Source organism: Skermanella aerolata KACC 11604, from assembly GCF_000936425.1.
Taxonomy (GTDB): domain Bacteria; phylum Pseudomonadota; class Alphaproteobacteria; order Azospirillales; family Azospirillaceae; genus Skermanella; species Skermanella aerolata.
The window spans coordinates 1-18,791 of sequence record NZ_AVFK01000069.1; the positions used below are offsets into that span (position 1 = coordinate 1).

Below are 18,791 nucleotides of genomic sequence, written 5' to 3' on the forward strand. Positions count from 1 at the left end.
TCGCCGCGCTGCAGGACCTGATCTCCGCCGCCTGATACAGCTTCTGGTACTCAGGCGTCTGTCTGCTACGCAACTTTCCCCGAATGCTGACAGAACCATTGAGAAGAGGGCGGGACGTATCGCATGATTGCAGTCCTGTTGGACTGTGAGGCGATCATGGACATCGACACCGACCGGATCGACGATGCTGTACTGGCGCTTTTGTGGTTGGGGATTCACGACGGTGCGCACGCGTGGAAGTCTTTCGACTGGGACGCGATCGACCGGCTGCATACCAAGGGGCTGATCCACGATCCGGTCGGCAGGGCCAAGTCGGTGGTTTTCACCCCGGACGGCCTGGCTCGCTCGGAGCAGTTGTTCCAGGAACTGTTTGCAAAATGTTGAACCGGCTGGTGCCGAGGTCACGCCGCTCTAGCCTGCTCCCGGATTGTGGTTCGGCTCAGACGAATGACCCTGGATCGGCAAGGGGTCATTCGCCGCAAGTCGTCGTTTCGCCATGACTTCGCATGCCCGACGAAGTGTCACTCAGATGCCGATAAAGGGTCTGAGCCGACGCCGATTCACACACAAGCATCGCTCCCAGCTTTTCCTGCCTGCGGCAGGGACTCGACCCGCTGTTTTTCACGGCGCACGCTTTCCCGCATACGGCTTCCACCTCGGGTGTCTGACGGCAAAGCGTTCCTGCGGTCAAGGTTGAAGGATGCGCGGTTTGGGGAGCCAGTCGTTGGTGATCTTGGCGATCCTCTCCCACGTCTGGCTCTAATTTGCCCGGCGGCTTAGCGAGATCGCATAAGCCGGCGAGCGGATTTCGAACATCGGGTCATTCGCCGGGCCAGTGATGCCGTCCGGCAGGTTCACGACCGGGTCGAAGGTATTGGCGTCACAGGTCGCGTCAGGCGCCATGGACACGATTGCGAGCGTGCCGAGTTTGACCTGCTTGCGGCTTTCCTCGGGCCACATCGCAGTGACGTCGTTAACTGGATCGCCTGGTTCGCCGAGAATCGCCACCAGATCGAATGAAGCCGGTGCCTTGGCCAGCCGCCCCATCAGCTCGTCAGCGTAGAAGCTGGTCTCCTTGGACTTCAGTTCCTCCTCGGTAAGCCCGAGCTGGCCGGCGGCCGCAATGAACTTCAGTTTTGCTACCCTGACTTCACCAGCCGCATTGGTCAGTGTGTAGGCATGCACCCCCCAGTAGTCGACACCCGCAAAGCTCGCGGGCACCGGACGGGCGTTTAGCCAGGCACTCTGCCGTGTCGTCTCGGGATTGGCCTCCGCGAAGGCCTTGATCTTGTCGGTATCGGCCTTTCCATCCGGGCCGGGCAGCCGCAGTTGGATGCCATTCAGCAATTGCTCCGGCGACTTCGCGCCAAAGACCGGGGCCGAAATGAAGACGAATACGAGATCGCCCTCAGTATCCTCCAGCCGCATGGAGAAACCGCGCGTCACGGCCTTTGTTTTGTCGGAGATGGTCGGGTTGCTGCCACCCATCGAGAAGCGGGCCGTGACGGGCACGGTTCTGGCGAGATGAGGCGCCTTTGACAACCCCGCAGCTTCCGCGGAGGGTGTGAAGCTACCCTTGACGCAGGTTCCCTTGGCCCCGCTTGCGCGGACCATCGGGTGATTTCCACCAAGCGCGAACTGACCGTCGACGATTGCTTGCACATCCACGTCCTGGGCCAGAGCGGATGAAGCAACAAGGCACGTGATGATGACTGCTGAAGCCAGGAAAATGGGTGCTGTTGTCATAGGATAACCCTCATTGTGCGGGAAAGCGCCAAGCTGCCCGGAGCCCGACAATGCTGACGGACTTGAGAACCATCTTCAAGCACCCCGTTGGACGGTGGTTTCGCTGTTACAATCCACCGCCTTCAGCGAGGTGGAGGTCGCCGAGGATGCCGGTCGACACCGCCAGCCCCTGCCCCGCCGCCTGGTCATCCCACCGGACGTCGAGTTGCCTACGCTGACTTCTCCTAAGGGCACTTCTTTTGAAAGTTAAGCCCGTAATTGATGTCCGATGATGGTGCTTGTCAGCATTATTCAGGCGTTATGGGAGGCACTGCACTCGGGTAAGGTCACCTGCCAGGATGGCTCTTTCCACATCGACTCTTCTCGAGGTGCTATAGCCACTCTTCATGTGCAGCCGGGCGGTATCTGGCCTGTCCAAGGGTGCGCCTGCTCCAGCTGGGCGGCAAACGATAGCAAGGTCGTTTCTTCACCAAAACGTCCGACCGCCTGTACACCTACCGGCAAGCCGTCCGGCGTCCGGTGCAAAGGCAAGTTGGCTGCAGGCTGACCTGTAACGTTCCAGATCGGTGTGAAAGGCATGAAGGCGAAGGTTCGCTCGGCCGCGTGGTCCAGCAGCGGACCGTATCGCAGCAGGCCACCGATACCGAAGCGCGCCATGAGGCTCTGCAGTGCCGCTTCGACCCCCACTGGACGAAGAGCGCCGTGTGTGACTGGTGGAAGGGCCAGGGTCGGCGTCAACAGCACGTCGAAGCGGTCAAAAAAGACGCCAATGGGCCGACTGGCGCGGTGCAGTTTTTCCAGAGCGATGGATAGCGTCTCGGCCGAAAGGGCACGGCCGAGCTGACGGCACAGCCACGTAGTATCCTCGACTTCGGTGCGCCGAGCCCTGACGCCCGTGGCCTCTTCAGCAATGGCGAATTCCTGGGCAACGGCCGCCAGGAACACGGTCATGAACCAGGAGAAATAGCGCGCAGGCAGAGGCGGTGCCGCCGCCTCGACATCGTGCCCAAGATCCTCACAGAGTTTCGCAGCAAGCTCCACCGCGATCCGGCATTCCGTATGGACGGCGGCGCCAGTCGGTGCGACGGCGCTGAAGGCGATCCGTAGCCGCCCGGGGGGCCTCGCAGCAGCCTCGGTAAAGGACAGTGCAGGCGGTGCCAGACCGTACGGAGCGCCTGTGTCCGCTCCGGCTATGGCGTCCAGCAGTGCAGCACTGTCGCGAACGCTGCGCGTGACAGCGTGACCCACCGCAAGGCCATGCCAGGCTTCTCCCATAAACGGCCCATTGGGTGTGCGTCCCCGGGTCGGCTTGAGGCCGAACAAGCCGCAACACGAGGCCGGAATGCGGATGGACCCGCCTCCGTCAGTGGCATGCGCCATGGGCACGCTGCGCGCCGCCACGTGAGCGGCTGATCCACCGGATGAGCCTCCCGCCGTGTGATGCAGAGCCCAGGGATTATGCACCCTGCCGAAGTCTCGGGGTTCCGTTACCGGGGTCAGCGATAGTTCTGGAACCTTTGTGCTGCCGAGCAGGATGAGCCCAGCAGCCCTGAAACGCCGCACCAGTTCGCTGTCTCCCGACGCGATGCGCCCGCGCCAGATGCGGCTGCCATTATGATAGGGAATGCCGGCTGCGACATGCATGTTGTCCTTGAGCAGGAACGGCACCCCAGCGAAGGGTCCTTGCCGCGGTGGGCCAGCGGCTTCTGCCCGTGCGAGATCGAGCGCCCATTCCGCCATGCCACTCAGCCGAGGCTCTGCGCGCTCCAGATGGGCTATGGCCGCTTCGACAAGCTCCGATGCCGTAATCTCCCGGTGCCTTACCAGCCGGGCGAGGTCCGTCGCATCAAGCAGGGCATACTCCTTCAAACTCACTGATTGTTACTCCGGCTCGATTATTTGTGAGATCTGCGCTTAGACGGAAGCATGGCAAAATGTGGAAGCCAATACTGTTTACAACAACCAGAAGCTGCGTTCATCTCAACATATTTTTCCAAAAGGCTGCGTCCGGGAGGCACCATCCTATCTGCAGCAGACATCCTCTCCATCACCTCCTACACTTTGCTATGCTCCCCTGCACCCCAAGCGCCACTTCGGCTGGATCCATAAGCCAGCACTGCCCTGCGATTTGACCGGCAGCGAATGAGCACCCGATCCAGCTTGCTGGACGGGTGCTCCTGGCGGTTGCTGGACGCCTACATTACCTGGTATTCCGACGATACAGGATAACAGTCTATTTCCTGACCAGAGGGGCAGCGATCTTCTTTGCTTGCTCCAAGTGCTGCTTGAGAGCTGGAAGCTGAGCTGTGGCAAAGGTTCGAAGCTGCTCGTCCTTGCTGGCTGCCTGAACCGCCCCGGGTTTACCGGAGGCCCCGTTTCTTGAGAGACTGGGGTCATCATGACGAAACAGGCATCTCCCAAATACGCCGCTGAAGTCCGCGAACGCGCAGTGCGGATGGTGTTCGAGCACGAAGGTGGCGTGTTGCAGGGATATGCGGGATCGCGTAAGGGAGGGCCTGTTTCGATGCTCCGGATCTCGCCTTCATGCCGCATAAAGCCAATGCAGCCCGCCGCCATCATATTCCGCCGCCGAAGCGACGCGTGACGAACTGGGCAGCGTATAACGAGGCGCTGCGGCAGCGAGGCAGTCTGACCGTATGGTTCACCGATGAGGCGATTTCCGCCTGGAAAGCCGCGCCGCGCGCGACGCCGGGTGGTCAGCCCCACTACTCCGATCGCGCGATTACGACAGCTCTGACGTTGCGCGCTGTGTTCCACCTCGCGCTGCGCCAGACCGAGGGGTTGATCGGCTCGATCCTCCATCTGCTCGGCCTCGACCTGCCGGTGCCGGAGCCCGTCAGGGCCAGCGCAGCTAATTCTCGACCCTCAGCCGGCGAGCCTGAAGCCTGGAGTTGCCGACGCAGCCCGACGCCACCGGTGGAGCGCTTCATCTCATGGTCGACAGTTCGGGACTGAAGCTGAGCGGGCCGGGCGAATGGCTGATCGAGAAACACGGCACCAGCAGGCGGCGCTCCTGGCGCAAACTGCATATCGGTTTTGACGCGGTGACCGGCCGGATCGACGCCTCCATCCTGACCGAGCGTGACGTCGATGACGCCTCCCAGGTCGAACTCCTGCTCGACCGTGTCGCCGAGCCCGTCGAGATCTTCATGGGCGACGGCGGCTATGACAGAACCGGCGTTTACACCGCTCTGGACGAGCGGCATCCGGACGCGAAGGTGATCGTTCCACCCCACGCTGATGCCGTGCTCAGCGCCACAGCCGACACTGACCCAACCAGCGCGACCGTCACATCTAGGCGATTGCCGGGAAAGGGCGGATGGCCTGGCAGCGCGACAGTGGCTATAACGAAAGGGCCTGCGTCGAGGGCCAGTTCGCACGCTGGAAGCAGATGATCGGTGACGGGCTGCGTTTCCATGGCGACGAGGCTCGCGCCACCGAGGTCGCTATCGCCGCCCAGATCCTCAACCAGATGCTCGACCGTCCGAACTCAGTCCGCATTGCATGATCAACGGTGGGGAATGGCGGCTCCTTCGCCTCTCCCCCCTCCACGCAACACGCTGGCGCAGGGCGGCGGCATTCGTAGCCGGACCCTAAGCCTGGTTCAGCGCATCGGCGCCGTCTCCATGCCGAAACCGCCGCTTGATCCGTTTTTCGTCGCGGTCTGATCCATGAACGGAATCAGTGTTCCTTCATGTTCGGCAGATATGGAGAACCCCAGCCGAATAACATAGGCACTGCCAGGTACGTCTGGTACCGTCAGACAGTCGACAACAAGCATCCCGGTTCAGAAAACCCGTCTTTTGAAGTTCTTTACTCTCTTGTCAATGACTGATGGAGGATGCGTTGCTTAGAGCGTCGGACAACGAGATTGTCGCAGTCCGGACAAAGCCCAGCGCTGATATGCTGGCAGCCGGAATGCAGGCTGGAGGCGTCACTTCCGAGATCGCGTACAAGGTCTTCAGCGTAATGCTTGCGATCAGCAGAAAAGAGCTGGAAGCCCTGCTCTCAGCACCTCCGCCAACGGAGGACACGGCGGCGGGCAGCGATCCAGCGGTGCCGGTTCCGCCGTCTCCCTGACATCGCTCAGCCACAGCCGGCGTGCAGCCGCGGAGCCATGGATGCCTCAGCTGATGGCGCTCAGGTTATCGATCTGTTGGTCGTCTCCAATTCTCCAGAGAGCGTCGGGAGATTGGAAGTGTCGGCCAACATCAACTCCTGGAACCCAGTGCCCATCCGTGCTTCGAAATGGCTCGGACCTTCGGCTCCTCTGATCTATTGATGTTCGCGACGGCGACCGGCTCCTCCACTCACCACCCGGTCCGCCACATTCCGGCATAGGTCGCCGGATCAGGAGAGCGTCATCTCCGCTTTGACGTTGTCGGCGATGATGGCGTCGACGACGTCGTGGTCGATCCTGCCTTCGGACTTGAAGTCAATGCGCACCCGGTAGGCCGCCGCGGAAGTAGCCGCCACAGCCTGTTCGACACCGACGCCGACGAACCGGGCATGGTCATTGAAGCCGCCCTGCCTGCGGCCGAGCGCCAGCAGGTCGGGATCCTGGACAAGTGCCTCCTGCAGACCCTGGCAGAAGCTGCCGGCATCGAAGCCGGGCCGCCCCGCCTCGACAACGACATCGAAGTAGACCGACCGCGGCCGGGTTGGAGTGATCGGGTCCTGGTTTTCGGTCAGATGGTCAACAGCGTCCAAAATGGAAGTCCCTGCATAATTTCGAACAGAATCAAAGCCGGCCCCTGCGGCTATTCAGCGTCTTTATATCACATCAGGATTGCTGGACCATGAACCGTCCAATCGATCAGCTGCCGGGCCGAAGTGACTTCGGTGGACACAGCCGCTCACAGGCGTGTCTTCGTTTCCCTGCGACCCCAACTTTGCTTTGGCGGTTGCACCGCTTCCCCGTATTCAGATCCGACGCAGGACCTTCTCGGTGACGTTGTTGCGCCAGAGGTCGGATGAGCGCATGTAGCGGCGGGCGACCTCGACCGACTTGTGGCGGATCTGGCACATGACGTCATGGAGCTGGGCCTCCGCCACGGCCGCCGTGGTGGCGAGTCCGGCGCGCAGGCTGTGGCCGGAGTAGCTGCGGGTGGCACCCGACAGCGAGGCTGCCGAAGGTGCTTTCCATCAGCCCCGGATCGCCGTCGCGGATCGCCTCGGCGGTGTCCCTGACCAGGCGAACCACTGCCTTGTCCGACAGCCGGTTGGCGGTCATGACGCCGCCGGCGCGCAGGCCGACGAACAGCGGATCGTCGCAGTGCCGGGGCATCGCGGTGCTCGAGCCAGCGGCGCAGGACGGTGGGGGCGCACAAGTCGGGATTGTCGGAGCGCGAGACCGCGACCGCCTGCCCGGCCCCGTGCTGGTCGGTCTTGGAGCGCCGGACCGTCAGCACGACGCCCTGGCCCTCTACAAACTCGAGGTCGCCAACATCGAGCCCGACGATCTCGGATCGCCGCAGGGCATCGCCGAATCCGGCGAGCAGGATGGCACAGTTGCGCAGGCCGAGCGGCGTGTCGGGCTGGGCGCGGACCATGCGGGCCAGCATCGCCGGCGTGATCGATGTCGCCTGCCGCGATGGCCGGGGGCGTCGGCGCCGGCGGATGCCGTCCATCAACAGGGCGATGCTCGGGTGAACGGGGTCGAGCGACAGCCCGACCAGGCGGTGGGCTGTGACGATCGCGGCGAGGTGGACCTGGAGCGTCGCGACGGCGAGCCGCTCGGCCGCGGATGTGAGATACATTCCGACCAGGGGAGGATCGCCGCTCAGCGCCGGCAGGCCGAGGCGGGTACACCAGGCGTCGTACTGGCGTCAGGCCGAGCGGTAGGCGCGCAGCGTTCCCGGTCCGTGGGCCTGGGTGGCGTAGATCGCGGCCTGGGCGGCCAGGTCGCGGATCCCGTCGGCGCGCTCAGGGTCGAAGGCGCCGGCGGGCAGCCCGAGGTCACCCTTAGCGCCGTCCAGGAGAATCAACCCTTCCACCCCCGGATCCGCGACTGGAGCATCTGCCCTATGGCTTCAGCCGCCGTTGAGCGCGTCCTTGACGCCTTTGCCGGCGGTGAACTTAGCGGCCTTGGAAGCTGAGATCGTGATCGGCGCACCGGTCTGAGGGTTGCGGCCCTGTCGCTCACCGCGTTCGGAAATCCCGAAGGTGCCGAAGCCGGTGATGCGGATCTCGTCGCCCGCCTTGAGCGTATCGGTGATCGTGCCGACCACCGCCTCAACCGCCTTGCCGGCATCGGCCTTGGTCAGGCCGGCGCGCTCCGCAACAGCGGCAATCAGTTCCGTCTGGTTCATCGTCAACCTCCCTCAAACAGGCTGCCTCCATCGGCAGCTTCTCTCCGATTGCCATTGGTTCGACTGCGTGACAAGGCAAACGCGCCGGACAGCCCGCATCTCCGGCCGATTTCGCGGGTGTGGTTGCAACGGCGCTACACCCGATAGAGCATTCCGTCCGGAATGGTGGATGTGCCGGACCGGAGGTGAAAACGGCACGAACGGATCGGGCGACCGATTTGCCCGCAGCGGTGCTGATCGTCAAGGATCCGGTAGGCAACCCGGATGCCAGTCCCCGCTCATCCGGTTCGTCTGGCCTGTCCGGCGTCACGTCACGATGGCCCTATAGTCCGGGACGGATCTGAAACGGCACCGTCAACTTGAGGGGGGAGTCGGTGTTGCCAATCAGGAGGTTCGCCGGCATGGAGGCAGCATGACATCGCCCTCTTCGGCGCCCAGCTATGCCGACCATCGGTTTCTCGCAGAAGTGATCAGTTGCGCGGTTTACCTCTACTGTCGCTTCCCGTTGAGCCTTCGGATGGTGGAGGAGATGCTGGCGGTGCGCGGGATCGCGGTCAGCCACGAGACGGTGCGCAAATAGGGCCTGAGCCCGAAGGGCAACGCCGAGTCCGTTTTTTTTTGGCTGCGCAATCGCCGGGGATCCGCCGACGGCGCCCGTAGGGCGGCGATAAGCGGCTCCTCGACGAGATGGTCGTCACGATAGCGGGCAGGAAGCACGATCTCTGGCGTGCCGTCGACCAGGACGGCTTACCGCCCGAAGGGCGTTGCCAAGGCCCGTTCTCGACGTCCTGATCCAGAGCCGGCGCAACACCAAGGCGGCCAAGCGCTTGGCTCACGCCAGTTGCTGAAGAAGCAGCGCCGGGCGCCGCGTGTTGTGGTGACCGACAAGCCGGGCTCATGTGGCGCGGCGAAGAGGGAGATCATGCCCAGCGTCGAGCATCGCCAACACAAGGGGCTCAACAACCGAGCCGAGAACTCCCACCAGCCAACCCGCCGATGGGAACGACAGATGAAGCGGTTCCAGTCGGTCCGCCACGTTCAGCGCTTCGTCTCGATCCACGATCCCATCGTCAACCTTATCCACTCCCGCCGAGACCACGTCACCGCCAGCCAGTACCGCGCGGCTCGGTCCCAGACCTTCGAGGCTTGGGCCGAAATCTCCGGCGCCCGTTCGGCCGCCGAATTCTCGAACCAGGGCTGCGCCCATCCCTGCAGGCGGCCCCACCGCGGTCAGAGGTCGATCAAGTTGACGGTGTCAATCGCTGGCTTGACAAGCGGAAGCAGATCGCGATTTACTGGTCTGACCACTGTATGGCCTGTTGGGGGGAGCTGCTGCCGATGTCCACCATTCTTGCCAAAGGCGAGGATCTTTCGGGTACGGAGCAGGTGTTCGCCTTCTTCCGCAACGCACTGCTCGACGGTTCGCTGAAGCCCGGAGAACGCCTGCTGGGTGAGCGCGAGCTTTCGCTCAGGCTGGGCGTCTCCCGGCCGCTGCTGCGCGAGGCGCTGCGCTCGCTGGCCATGCTCGGCTTCCTCGATATCCGCCACGGCAAGGGCGCCTACGTCCGGCAGGCTGACATCAGCGTGCTGTCTGATTTCTTCACCTTCAGCCTCGCCCAGCAGCCCGACATCCTCGATGACGTCATGCAGGCACGAATAGCCATCGAGTGTCAGGCGATCCGGCTCGCCTGCCAGCGCGCGACGGAAACCGATCTGAAGCGCATCGGCTCCAGCCTGACCCGCCTGATGGACACGCTGCACGATCCCGTCGAGGGGGGAGCTTCGGACTTCGCTTTCCATCAAACCATCGTCGAGGCCGGTCACAGCGATGCGCTGACCACCCTCTACGGCGCGATCGGCGAACTGCTGCGCCGAAGCCACGTCCAGCGACGCGCGGTGACGGTTTCGGAGCCCGGGATCGTCGATTACCTCGTCGAGGCTCATCGCGAGGTGTTCCTGTCGATCGTGGACCGCGACGCGGACGCTGCCGATCGCAAGCTGCGCGACCATTTCGCGATCGGCGACGAGTTCCGCCGGCGCAGCCTGATCTCGGCCTACGCACGGAGGCCGCAGAGCTGACTACCCAGCCTGATCAACAAGCATAAAAATTTTGGGAGGAAATTCACGTGCTGCACAGAACGATCTTCGGCGCCATGACCAGCGCGTTCGTCGCGCTTGCAATGACCGGGGCGGCAGTTTCAGCCGAGCTGCGTTACGCCCATGTCGGCGCCGAGGGCGATATCCAGACGATCTACGCGGCCGAAGCCGCGAAGGGGATCGCCGCGGCGACCAGCGGTGGTGTCACGGTCACCGTTTATCCGGCAAGCCAGCTCGGCGGCGTCGCCGAGATGGTCGATGGGGTCAGGATGGGGTCCATTCAGATGGGCCATCACGACTTCGCCTCGCTCGCGCGCCTCGTGCCGGAAGTAGCGGTGTTCAACGCCCCCTTCATCTACCAGGATGGCGAACACGCGCTGAAGGCGACCGACCCGGCAACCTCGCCGGCGCTCCAGGCGATCAACGAGAAGCTGGTCGCCCAGGGTGTGCGCATCATCGGCCGCATCTACCGCGGCGACCGCCAGATCTCATCCAACTTCCCCGTCAAGAGCCCGGCCGACCTTGCCGGCAAGCCGTTTCGCGCCGTGCCGCTCGAGCTCTGGGTATCGATGGTGAAGGGTTTCGGAGCGATCCCCACCCCGGTCGAGGTGGCCGAGCTTCCGACCGCCCTGATGACCGGGGTGGTCGTCGGCCAGGAGAACCCGCTGACGATGATCGCGTCGAACAACCTCAACGAGGTGCAGTCGCACATCGCGATGACCGGCCACATGCGCGCCGTCCTGGCCGTTTTCGTCAACGAGGAGATCTGGCAGGACCTGACCGGGGAGCAGCGCACGGCGATCACCAAGGTGCTCGACGACGAAGCGAGGAAATCGCTCAAGATGGCCCAGGAGGGTGAAGCCAAGCTCGTTGAGCAACTGAAAGGCCGCGGCATGACCATCATCACCGAGGCGGACGGGCTGGATAGAGCCGCCTTCCGCGAGAAGGTCGGCACCCAGATCGCGCGGGACTTCCCGAACTTCACGCCCCTGATCGAGCAGATCCAGGCCGTGAAGTAGCCGCAACGGCCGGCGAGATCCCTCGCTCGGCCATCCCGCGCGGCCTTCGTCTCCCTCGCTGGGAGACGAGGCTCCAGCTGACAGGAGACAGACATGCACATTGCCGAACGTGCTCTCACGGCGTTCGTCGTCGTCGTGATGGCCGGGCTCGTTCTCGTACCGACGGCGCAGGTAATCATGCGCGGCGTCTTCGTGCTGCCGTTCATCGGAGCCGAGGAGTTCACGCGCTTCCTTTTGATCTGCCTGATCTTCTGTGCGTACCCGCTGGTGGTCCAGAACGGCGAGAACATCGTTATGGGCGAGTTCAAGGCGATGATGCCCAGGCTTCCCCGCCGCATCGTGAACCTCACCATCTCGATCCTGGCGATCGCCGCCACCGGCTTCATCGCCTACGTCACCGCCACGAACATCTCCCGAAACCTCACCAACGCGACGCCGACGCTTGGCATCCCGTTCTGGATTTTCCTTGGGGCGACTCTGTTCGGCTTCGCCGGCGCAGCACTCGTCCATCTCCTCCACCTGCGCAAGCCGCCGCAGGCCGACACCAACATCGCGGTCTGAAGAACCATGGGTTTCGCCGTCGTCATCGCCTTCCTGGCGCTCTTCATGCTGGGCTTCCCGGTGGTCTACGCCATCCTGCTGCCCTCGATCGCCTATGTGCTGATCGAGGGACTGCCGCTCGGCCTCCTCGCCCAGCGCATCACCTATGCCCTCGACTCCTTCCCGCTCGTCGCGGTGCCGCTGTTCATCTTTGTCGGCAACCTGATGAACCTGTCGGGGATAACCGACCGCATCTTCCGCTTCGCCTTTACGCTGGTCGGCCGCATCCCGGGCGGGCTGGCTCAGGTCAACGTCTTCGGCAGCCTGATCTTCTCCGGGATGTCGGGCGCAGCACTTGCCGACATCGGCGGCCTCGGACGGATCGAAATCGACGCCATGAAGAAGCGCGGCTTCGATCCTTCCTTCGCCGGCGCGGTCACCGCGGCGTCGGCGACGCTCGGACCGATCTTTCCGCCGTCGATTCCCCTGATCGTGTACGGGTCGGTCACAAGCGTGTCGATCGTGCAGCTCCTGGTAGCCGGCATCATGCCGGCGCTGGTCTGCACGCTCATGCTGATGCTGACTGTGCTCATCGTCGCCATCCGCCACAACCATCCGCGTGCCGACCACTGGCCGACGCCGGGGCAGGTCTTGCGCGACTTCCTGCCCGCGCTGCCGGCCATCGTCGCTCCTGCGCTCATGATCGCCGGCATGACCTTCGGCGCCTTCACGCCGACGGAAGCCGCGGCGATGACGGCGGTCTATGTCATCGTCATCAGCGCCGTCGTCTATCGAGAGCTCAGCGTCGAACACCTGTGGAACTCGGCCTTGCTCACGGCCCGCAGCTCGTCGGCGATCCTGATCATCGTCGCCGCCGCCGCGCTGTTCGGCTGGATCCTGGCGGTGGAGCAGGTGCCCCAGACCTTCGCCGCCGCGCTGCTGACGCTCTCCAAGGACCCGCTGGTCCTGCTCATCATCGCCAACCTCGTCTTCTTCATCGCCGGCATGTTCCTCGACTCGACGACGGCGACCCTGCTGCTGGTTCCGATCATCGCGCCGCCGCTCGTGCTCGCCGGGGTCAACCCGGTGCAACTCGGCATCGTCACCATCTTCAACCTGATGATCGGCCTGCTGACGCCGCCGATGGGACTGTCGCTGTTCCTCGTGTCCGACATCGCCAAGGTTTCGATACGACAGCTCCTCAGGGCGTTACTGCCCTTCTACATCCCCCTTCTGTCCACACTTGCGATCCTCACCTTCGCGAAGGATTTCACGCTGTGGCTGCCCCGTTTGATCGCCCAATAGACCTCGGAGAATTTCCAGCATGCGCATCGTCATCGGTTCCGACCACGCCGGCTTTCCGCTCAAGGCGACCATCATCGAGCACATCAGGTCGCTGGGCCACGACGTCCACGACGCCGGTTCCTACGATCCCAATCCCGTCGACTTTCCTGACATCGCCAGGGCGGTGACCTCGTCGATTGTCGATGGCAAGGCGGATCGGGGATTGATGGTGTGCGGCACCGGCGTCGGTGCGTCGATTGCCGCCAACAAGGTGAAGGGGATCCGCGCGGCGGTCTGCCACGACGTTCACTCCGCGCACCAGTCGGTCGAGCACGACGACGTCAACGTGATGTGCATCGGTGCGCAGATCGTCGGCGCGTGGCTCGCCAAGGATCTGGTCGCTTCCTACCTTCAGGCCGAGTTTTCGACCGACGAGGATTTCCGCCGCCGCGTGCGCAAGCTGGCCGAGATGGACGCTGAGCGTTAGGACGGCCAAGATTTCGGCATGGTTCGCTCGCCGCTGTCGGAACCGCTTGCAACGGATGCTGACGGGAGCATGGCACGGTGTGGGAGGCTGTTGACCCGAAGGTGTTTGCTGCGAATAAATACGTTGGTGCACGGATGTCGTTGTTGCCCCTGCGGGATGGACTCGGTAGGGAGCCTGCCCCTTCCTGATCGCCTCATCTGACCATGCCGCACAAACACAATGCCAACCGTCGCCACCGGATCCCGAGGAGCCGTTACAAGGTGACGAACTGGAAGGCCTACGAAGCTGGCCTGCGCCAGCGCTGCTCGCTGACGATCTGGTTCACCGAGGAGGCGGTTGCAGCGCCGCGGACGACGCCGGGCGGTCAGGCGCGCTATTCGGATCTCGCGATCGAGACGTCGCTGATCCTGAGGACAGTGTTTCACCAGCCGCTGCGGCAGGCAGAAGGGTTGGTCGACTCCTTGCTCGAGTTGATGGGGTTGGATCTGCCGGTGCCGGACCATAGCACCCTGAGCCGACGATCCAGGACACTGACGATGGCTCCGCAGGCCTGTATAGCGAGCGGCCCGGTGCACCTGCTGGTCGACAGTACCGGCGTGAAGCTCAGCGGGCCGGGCGGGTGGCTGGTCGAGAAGCATGGAACCCAGCGCCGTCGCGCCTGGAGGAAGCTGCACCTTGCTGTGGATACGAGGACCGGCACGATCGTCGCCTCGACCCTGACCGGCAAGGAAATCGATGATGCCGCCGAACTCGGCCCGCTGCTTGACCAGATCGAGGTGCCGCTTGCGGCGGTCGTTGCCGACGGCGCCTACGACCAGGACCGGGTTTACGATGATGTGGCCGGACATTCCGTGGAAGCAGCGGTTGTCGTGCCGCCGCGCTCGACGGCTGTGCTCAGCCCATCGGCCGAAACCGATCCAACCCAGCGCGACTGCCATATCGAGGCCATTGCCGAGCAGGGCCGGATGGGGTGGCAAAAAACCTCGGGCTACAATGCGAGAGCCGGGGCGGAGGGGTGCGATGAGTTGATGCAAGCGCATCATCGGCGACACCTTGCGCTCGCACACCCGCACGGCCCAGGAGGTCGAAACCAGGATCGCCGTCACCGTTCTTAACCGCATGTTCGACCTTGGACGCCCGAACTCCGTCCGCGCCGCCTGATGATCAACGAACCAGGGAAAAATCCGTGCTCGTCTGCCTCCATGCACCAGAGCAATGGTCCGATCTTCCGAGCCAAGGATGTCGATCAGCAGCCTTCTACCCATATTGGCACAAACCGGATCATATGACCATAGCTACCATCAAGAAAAGACAACTGCGAGGTGTCCCGTTCAGACTAGAGATGCTGAATGTGGCTCTTCCCTGGATGCTGACCCAGATGGAGAAACAGGGCTGATATCATACCGATCAGCTCAATCGGTACTTGGACACGGAATACAACATTCCCACCCGCAGCAAGACTTGGCCGAGTGACGGTCCTTATCTCCGGCAAAAGTACTGTAACTGGCTTACCGCATACATGACCATCCGTGGCCTACACAGGGGCCAGGACAAAATATACAGCCTGACCCAGAAAGGCTTCGACCGCGCCAAGACTTAACTCCAGGTATAAAAAATTGTATGGAAAAAGGCGTGCTAACAGGCAGAGCCGTATAAAGGGATGTTACGAAAAGCCTGGGAGGCAACAAGCCTTACCCGGCTTGGCGTATGTTTCTACCCGTTCTATGATACTGTTGATAAATTCCACCGCCGCCCGGACAGCGATGCCCGACGAGAAATCCCGCTCCAAACTAAAATGGCTGACCGAACTTTGAGTATCCGCAAGCTTAATCATCGAATTCGCCAACAGCATCGTTCTATCGCGTCATCCCTACTGGCCATTATGCTGTGTGCCGCCTCTCCTACCTTTGCAAGCGACCTGTCAGGCCGGGTCAGCCGCGTTCATGACGGCGACACCTTCACCCTCGCAGGGCAAAAAGTCCGGATCTGGGGCATCGATGCTCCTGAACTGAAGCAACAATGCGGCGGATCTGCTTGCGGAAACATCGCCCGCGATGCGCTCCAGGACCTGGTTCGGAGCAGGACGGTGGTTTGCACACAGGTTGACCGCGACCGCTACAAGCGCGTCGTTGCATCATGCCGTGCCGCTGGCCGAGACATTGGCGAGCAGATGGTCAGGTCGGGCAATGCCCTCGATTACCGCCGCTACAGCCGTGGCAGATACCGGGATGCCGAACGATCCGCCCAGGCCCGGCGTGTCGGCATGTGGTCGGGGGAGTTCGATCGGCCGTGGGACTACCGCCGCCGATAGGGCACCGTCAACTTGATCGGCGTCTGACCGCGGTGGGGCAGCTTGCGGACGTGGACGCAGCCTTGGTCTGTGATTATGCGGCCAGCCGGGCGCCGGCGATCTCGGCCCAGTCCTCGAGGGCCTGGACGCGGGCGGCGCGGTAGTCGGCGGCGGTGAGTTGGTTGCGGGGAAAGTGGAAAATTTTCCGCCCGGTTGTTGAGCCCTTTGTGCTGACTATGCTCGACGCCGGGCATGATCTCCTTCTTCGCCGCGCCGTATGAGCGCAGCTTGTCTGTCACCATGACACGCGGGGCCCGGCCCTGCTTCTTCAGGAGCTTGCGCAGCAGCCGCTTAGCCGCTTTCTTGTCGCGTCGGCTCCGGACCAGGGCCTCGAGAACGGGCCTTGGCAACGCCCTTCGGGCGGTAAGCCATCCTGGTCGACCGCGCGCCAGAGATAGTGCTTCTTGCCCGCGATCGTCACGACCATCTCGTCGAGGTGCCATTTGTCGCCGCCTTGTGGCCGGCGTCGGCGGATGCCGTTGGCAATCTCGCGGCCAAAATAAACGCCTTCGGCGTTGCCCTTCGGGCTCAGGCCCTATTTGCGCACCGTCTCGTGGCTGACCGCGATCCCGCGCACCGCCAGCATCTCCTCCACCATCCGAAGGCTCAACGGAAAGCGGAAGTAGAGGTAGACCGCGTAGCTGATCACTTCAGCAGGGAACCGGTAGCCGGCGTAGGAAGGAGCAGAGGGCGTCGTCATCCCCGTCCCATACCCGCCGGCCACCCGCCTCCGCAAGCCCCAGCGCTCAAGTTGACGGTGCCCGGAAAGGCCCTTATGGTATCGATTACCTATCTGCCGCGCAACTAAGCCCGAAAGCTTACAGAACCGACGCCAATCCACAACTGTTGAGGAAAGGGCGAACTCCGACCGCTCCCTGATTTCTGCACCATAGTCAGGCGCCGTCGGTATTACTCAGGTAGGCCAGCTTTCCTCATGGCCTCCATACACTTGGCCATGTGCTCTGGCCGCAAGAAGTTTTGCTCATGGAGGTTCGAAATGCGCAGTTGCGGCTGAATCAGTCTTAAACGGGCCATGGCTTGCCGGGCGGCTTGGTTCCGACCCCCGAGGGCAGCGCTCATCGCCAAAACTCGAAGAGCGGGAGGCCAATTCGACCGCAAGTGTAGCGCCCGTTCGGCCCAAGCCGAGGCCTCATCAAGGTCTTCCAGAAGAAAATATCCGAATGCCATCGCACTGTGCGCCAGGTGTATCAAGGGGTCCAAAGGGCTCAGGCGCATTGCGCGTTTGATATGTTCGACTGCCCGCTCGCAATCTCCCGCATAGATCCGAAGCCACCCGCTCCGCTGCCACGCCACGGCAAGGTTTGCATTCAACAGTAAAGCGTGGTCGATGAGGGCGATGCCGGTCTTGATATCGCCAACGACATGGCCAAGCGCGTGCGCACTCCAGGCCAGTGCCACCGCGTCAGCGCCCCCCAGGTCTGCACCCAGCCTGGCGAGCCGCTCCGTCTCGGCGACCTCCGCAGGTCGATCGACAGTCCAGCCGTTCGCCTTGCGCATGAGATAGCAGGCGGCCGCCAGCGCATACGGCCTTCCGAACTCAGGATCGAGTTCGATCGCATGGTAAAAGAGCTTGAGCGCGTTGTCGTGACTTGACCGTCCCCAGTGGTGCCACGCAGCCATGCCGCGCAAGAAGCAGTCATAGGCGTTAAGAACTTCTGTCGGCTTCCGCTTCGCCCGTTCAATCTCCGCCTGCTCCAGCCTAGGCGCGATCGCCCCCACCACGCTCTCCGTTATCTGGTCCTGAAGAGCGAAGATGTCGTCAAGTGCACTCTCAAATCGGTCTGCCCAGATGTGAATTCCACTTGTGGCATCAATGAGTTGCCCGGTTATGCGCACTCGGCTTGCAACCTTGCGCACGCTGCCCTTGAGCACGTAGCGCACCCCGAGGTCGCGTCCCACATCGCGAACATCCGTCGACTGTTCTTTGTAGGTGAAGCTCGAATTGCGCGCGATGACGAACAGCTCGGAAAAACGCGAGAACTCCGTTATGATGTCTTCGACGACACCGTCGGTGAAGTAGTCCTGCAACGCATCACCGCTGAGGTTTGTGAAGGGCAGCACCGCGATCGAAGGCCTGTCCGGCAGGGTGAGGTTTGGCTCCGGCCGTTGCGCGGCCTGGCCCATTTCAGCCACCTCGATCGGCTTCCCCTCCTCGCGCACGGCGCCGACAAAGCGGATGCCCTTGCGAGGCAAGGTCTTGATGAGGCGTTGCTGCCCGCCGCTGTCGCCGATGATGCTGCGGGTGGCGTTGATGCGGGTCGTTAGTGCCGAATCGGAGACGATACGCCCACCCCATACCGCGGCGATGAGATCGTCCCTGCTCACCACGATCTCGCGATTTCGGATCACGTAGACCAGCAAGTCGAACACTTGGGGTGTAAGGGGAACGAGATCTGTCCCGCGACGCAGCTCGCACCGGTCCGTGTCGAGCGCAAAATCTTCAAACCAATAGCGCAAGCTGCCCTCCGCGCATACGGGTCCATCGGGGCTCTGATCGGGCGACACTTCTTCTGCGATCGGACACTTAGCGCTCGGCAGAAAAGCTCTCCCGATTCCGACGGAGTTTAGCTCCGATCGGATCGCGTTTGGAACGGTCAACAGACGTCTTGTGGTGGGGGCGTTCGACAGGAGCGCAGTCACCTCGAACGCGGGTGCTCTGCTGCTCTGGCCCGCCGACTTGACTATCCGCCTAGTCGAGCGGTTCGCCGCCTGTTTCGTAGACAGGCAGTAGGGGCAATCGGGTGGGCCCAACCGTCACAAGGCCGGACGCAATGCCCCAGATGCGGGTGAATCAAGAAGCCGATAAGGAAAGTGTAAGGCACTTGTAAGGCGCGCTGGCCGTCCTTGTGGCACAGTCCAACCTGTCCGGTCGTGTCGCTTGGTTGGTAGGAAATTGGCGGGTGGCGTAATCTCCT

Annotated in this window: 16 protein-coding genes and 4 pseudogenes; 11 read left to right on the forward strand and 9 right to left on the reverse strand. The window is 62.8% G+C overall.

Annotation, left to right across the window (positions count from 1 at the left end; translation table 11 throughout):
* Nucleotides 1–156 precede the first annotated feature (156 nt).
* Nucleotides 157–384 carry a DUF6429 family protein gene (locus N826_RS35775; RefSeq protein WP_044437078.1) on the forward strand — a complete coding sequence of 76 codons (228 nt, stop codon included), beginning with the start codon at nucleotides 157–159 and terminating at the stop codon, nucleotides 382–384.
* Nucleotides 385–759: 375 nt separating this feature from the next.
* Here the strand turns inward: N826_RS35775 and N826_RS35780 are convergent, their stop codons facing one another.
* Together N826_RS35780 and N826_RS35785 are read right to left on the reverse strand one after the other, a co-directional pair.
* On the reverse strand, nucleotides 760–1,746 hold the full coding sequence (locus N826_RS35780; protein ID WP_044437057.1) for a catalase family peroxidase: 987 nt from the start codon (nucleotides 1,744–1,746) through the stop codon (nucleotides 760–762).
* A 384-nt stretch (nucleotides 1,747–2,130) separates the two neighbouring features.
* Nucleotides 2,131–3,621, reverse strand: a complete 1,491-nt coding sequence (locus N826_RS35785; RefSeq protein WP_044437059.1) for an amidase — start codon at nucleotides 3,619–3,621, stop codon at nucleotides 2,131–2,133.
* Nucleotides 3,622–4,290: 669 nt separating this feature from the next.
* On the opposite strand from N826_RS35785, the pseudogene N826_RS46175 reads away from it, so the two are divergent.
* Nucleotides 4,291–5,275, forward strand: a pseudogene (locus N826_RS46175) (IS5 family transposase).
* 842 nt (nucleotides 5,276–6,117) lie between these two features.
* Here N826_RS46175 and N826_RS35800 read toward each other — a convergent pair.
* From N826_RS35800 to N826_RS35805, 3 genes are all read right to left on the reverse strand, one after another.
* Nucleotides 6,118–6,477 (reverse strand): hypothetical protein, encoded by a 360-nt coding sequence (locus tag N826_RS35800; protein WP_044437063.1) that lies wholly within the window; start codon nucleotides 6,475–6,477, stop codon nucleotides 6,118–6,120.
* A gap of 213 nt (nucleotides 6,478–6,690) precedes the next feature.
* Nucleotides 6,691–6,822, reverse strand: a complete 132-nt coding sequence (locus N826_RS45845) for a hypothetical protein (protein ID WP_280178507.1) — start codon at nucleotides 6,820–6,822, stop codon at nucleotides 6,691–6,693.
* Nucleotides 6,800–7,054 (reverse strand): hypothetical protein, encoded by a 255-nt coding sequence (locus tag N826_RS35805; RefSeq protein WP_044437064.1) that lies wholly within the window; start codon nucleotides 7,052–7,054, stop codon nucleotides 6,800–6,802. Before N826_RS35805 ends, N826_RS45845 begins: the two co-directional genes overlap by 23 nt.
* 215 nt (nucleotides 7,055–7,269) lie before the next feature.
* On the opposite strand from N826_RS35805, the gene N826_RS43860 reads away from it, so the two are divergent.
* Nucleotides 7,270–7,419, forward strand: a complete 150-nt coding sequence (locus N826_RS43860; RefSeq protein WP_169789486.1) for a hypothetical protein — start codon at nucleotides 7,270–7,272, stop codon at nucleotides 7,417–7,419.
* A 176-nt stretch (nucleotides 7,420–7,595) separates the two neighbouring features.
* Here the strand turns inward: N826_RS43860 and N826_RS43865 are convergent, their stop codons facing one another.
* Nucleotides 7,596–7,763 (reverse strand): hypothetical protein, encoded by a 168-nt coding sequence (locus N826_RS43865; protein WP_157599411.1) that lies wholly within the window; start codon nucleotides 7,761–7,763, stop codon nucleotides 7,596–7,598.
* A gap of 36 nt (nucleotides 7,764–7,799) precedes the next feature.
* The gene (locus tag N826_RS35810) at nucleotides 7,800–8,078 is read right to left on the reverse strand and encodes an HU family DNA-binding protein (RefSeq protein WP_044437066.1); all 279 of its coding nucleotides are present in this window, start codon (nucleotides 8,076–8,078) and stop codon (nucleotides 7,800–7,802) included.
* Between the two features lie 412 nt (nucleotides 8,079–8,490).
* Between N826_RS35810 and N826_RS42455 the strand changes: the two are divergent.
* The 8 genes and pseudogenes from N826_RS42455 to N826_RS42460 form a co-directional block, all read left to right on the forward strand.
* Nucleotides 8,491–9,261: pseudogene (locus N826_RS42455) on the forward strand (IS6 family transposase); the annotation flags it as partial.
* Between the two features lie 155 nt (nucleotides 9,262–9,416).
* Nucleotides 9,417–10,157 carry a FadR/GntR family transcriptional regulator gene (locus tag N826_RS35820; protein WP_044437067.1) on the forward strand — a complete coding sequence of 247 codons (741 nt, stop codon included), beginning with the start codon at nucleotides 9,417–9,419 and terminating at the stop codon, nucleotides 10,155–10,157.
* Nucleotides 10,158–10,204: 47 nt separating this feature from the next.
* Nucleotides 10,205–11,194 carry a TRAP transporter substrate-binding protein gene (locus tag N826_RS35825; RefSeq protein ID WP_244619757.1) on the forward strand — a complete coding sequence of 330 codons (990 nt, stop codon included), beginning with the start codon at nucleotides 10,205–10,207 and terminating at the stop codon, nucleotides 11,192–11,194.
* A gap of 93 nt (nucleotides 11,195–11,287) precedes the next feature.
* A complete protein-coding gene (locus N826_RS35830) occupies nucleotides 11,288–11,755 on the forward strand; it encodes a TRAP transporter small permease (RefSeq protein ID WP_044437069.1) in 468 nt (155 codons plus the stop codon).
* A gap of 6 nt (nucleotides 11,756–11,761) precedes the next feature.
* Entirely contained in the window at nucleotides 11,762–13,039 is a 1,278-nt protein-coding gene (locus N826_RS35835) for a TRAP transporter large permease (RefSeq protein ID WP_044437071.1), read from the forward strand.
* A gap of 19 nt (nucleotides 13,040–13,058) precedes the next feature.
* The gene (gene rpiB, locus N826_RS35840) at nucleotides 13,059–13,505 is read left to right on the forward strand and encodes a ribose 5-phosphate isomerase B (RefSeq protein ID WP_044437073.1); all 447 of its coding nucleotides are present in this window, start codon (nucleotides 13,059–13,061) and stop codon (nucleotides 13,503–13,505) included.
* Nucleotides 13,506–13,708: 203 nt separating this feature from the next.
* Nucleotides 13,709–14,666, forward strand: a pseudogene (locus tag N826_RS35845) (IS5 family transposase).
* 499 nt (nucleotides 14,667–15,165) lie between these two features.
* The gene (locus N826_RS42460) at nucleotides 15,166–15,816 is read left to right on the forward strand and encodes a thermonuclease family protein (RefSeq protein ID WP_211099475.1); all 651 of its coding nucleotides are present in this window, start codon (nucleotides 15,166–15,168) and stop codon (nucleotides 15,814–15,816) included.
* 146 nt (nucleotides 15,817–15,962) lie between these two features.
* On the opposite strand, the pseudogene N826_RS45540 reads toward N826_RS42460, so the two are convergent.
* A pseudogene (locus tag N826_RS45540) lies at nucleotides 15,963–16,555 on the reverse strand (IS6 family transposase); the annotation flags it as partial.
* A gap of 209 nt (nucleotides 16,556–16,764) precedes the next feature.
* On the reverse strand, nucleotides 16,765–18,333 hold the full coding sequence (locus N826_RS35860) for a winged helix-turn-helix domain-containing protein (RefSeq protein WP_044437077.1): 1,569 nt from the start codon (nucleotides 18,331–18,333) through the stop codon (nucleotides 16,765–16,767).
* Nucleotides 18,334–18,791 lie beyond the last annotated feature (458 nt).

Excerpts from the sequence above, each read along its gene's own strand:
- N826_RS35780 (WP_044437057.1), bottom strand. The coding sequence starts at position 1,746 with ATGACAACAGCACCCATTTTCCTGGCTTCAGCAGTCATCATCACGTGC.
- N826_RS35830 (WP_044437069.1), top strand. The coding sequence starts at position 11,288 with ATGCACATTGCCGAACGTGCTCTCACGGCGTTCGTCGTCGTCGTGATG.
- N826_RS35820 (WP_044437067.1), top strand. The coding sequence starts at position 9,417 with ATGTCCACCATTCTTGCCAAAGGCGAGGATCTTTCGGGTACGGAGCAG.
- N826_RS35805 (WP_044437064.1), bottom strand. The coding sequence starts at position 7,054 with ATGCCCCGGCACTGCGACGATCCGCTGTTCGTCGGCCTGCGCGCCGGC.
- N826_RS35775 (WP_044437078.1), top strand. The coding sequence starts at position 157 with ATGGACATCGACACCGACCGGATCGACGATGCTGTACTGGCGCTTTTG.
- N826_RS42460 (WP_211099475.1), top strand. The coding sequence starts at position 15,166 with ATGTTACGAAAAGCCTGGGAGGCAACAAGCCTTACCCGGCTTGGCGTA.
- N826_RS43860 (WP_169789486.1), top strand. The coding sequence starts at position 7,270 with ATGGCACAGTTGCGCAGGCCGAGCGGCGTGTCGGGCTGGGCGCGGACC.
- rpiB (WP_044437073.1), top strand. The coding sequence starts at position 13,059 with ATGCGCATCGTCATCGGTTCCGACCACGCCGGCTTTCCGCTCAAGGCG.
- N826_RS35810 (WP_044437066.1), bottom strand. The coding sequence starts at position 8,078 with ATGAACCAGACGGAACTGATTGCCGCTGTTGCGGAGCGCGCCGGCCTG.
- N826_RS35835 (WP_044437071.1), top strand. The coding sequence starts at position 11,762 with ATGGGTTTCGCCGTCGTCATCGCCTTCCTGGCGCTCTTCATGCTGGGC.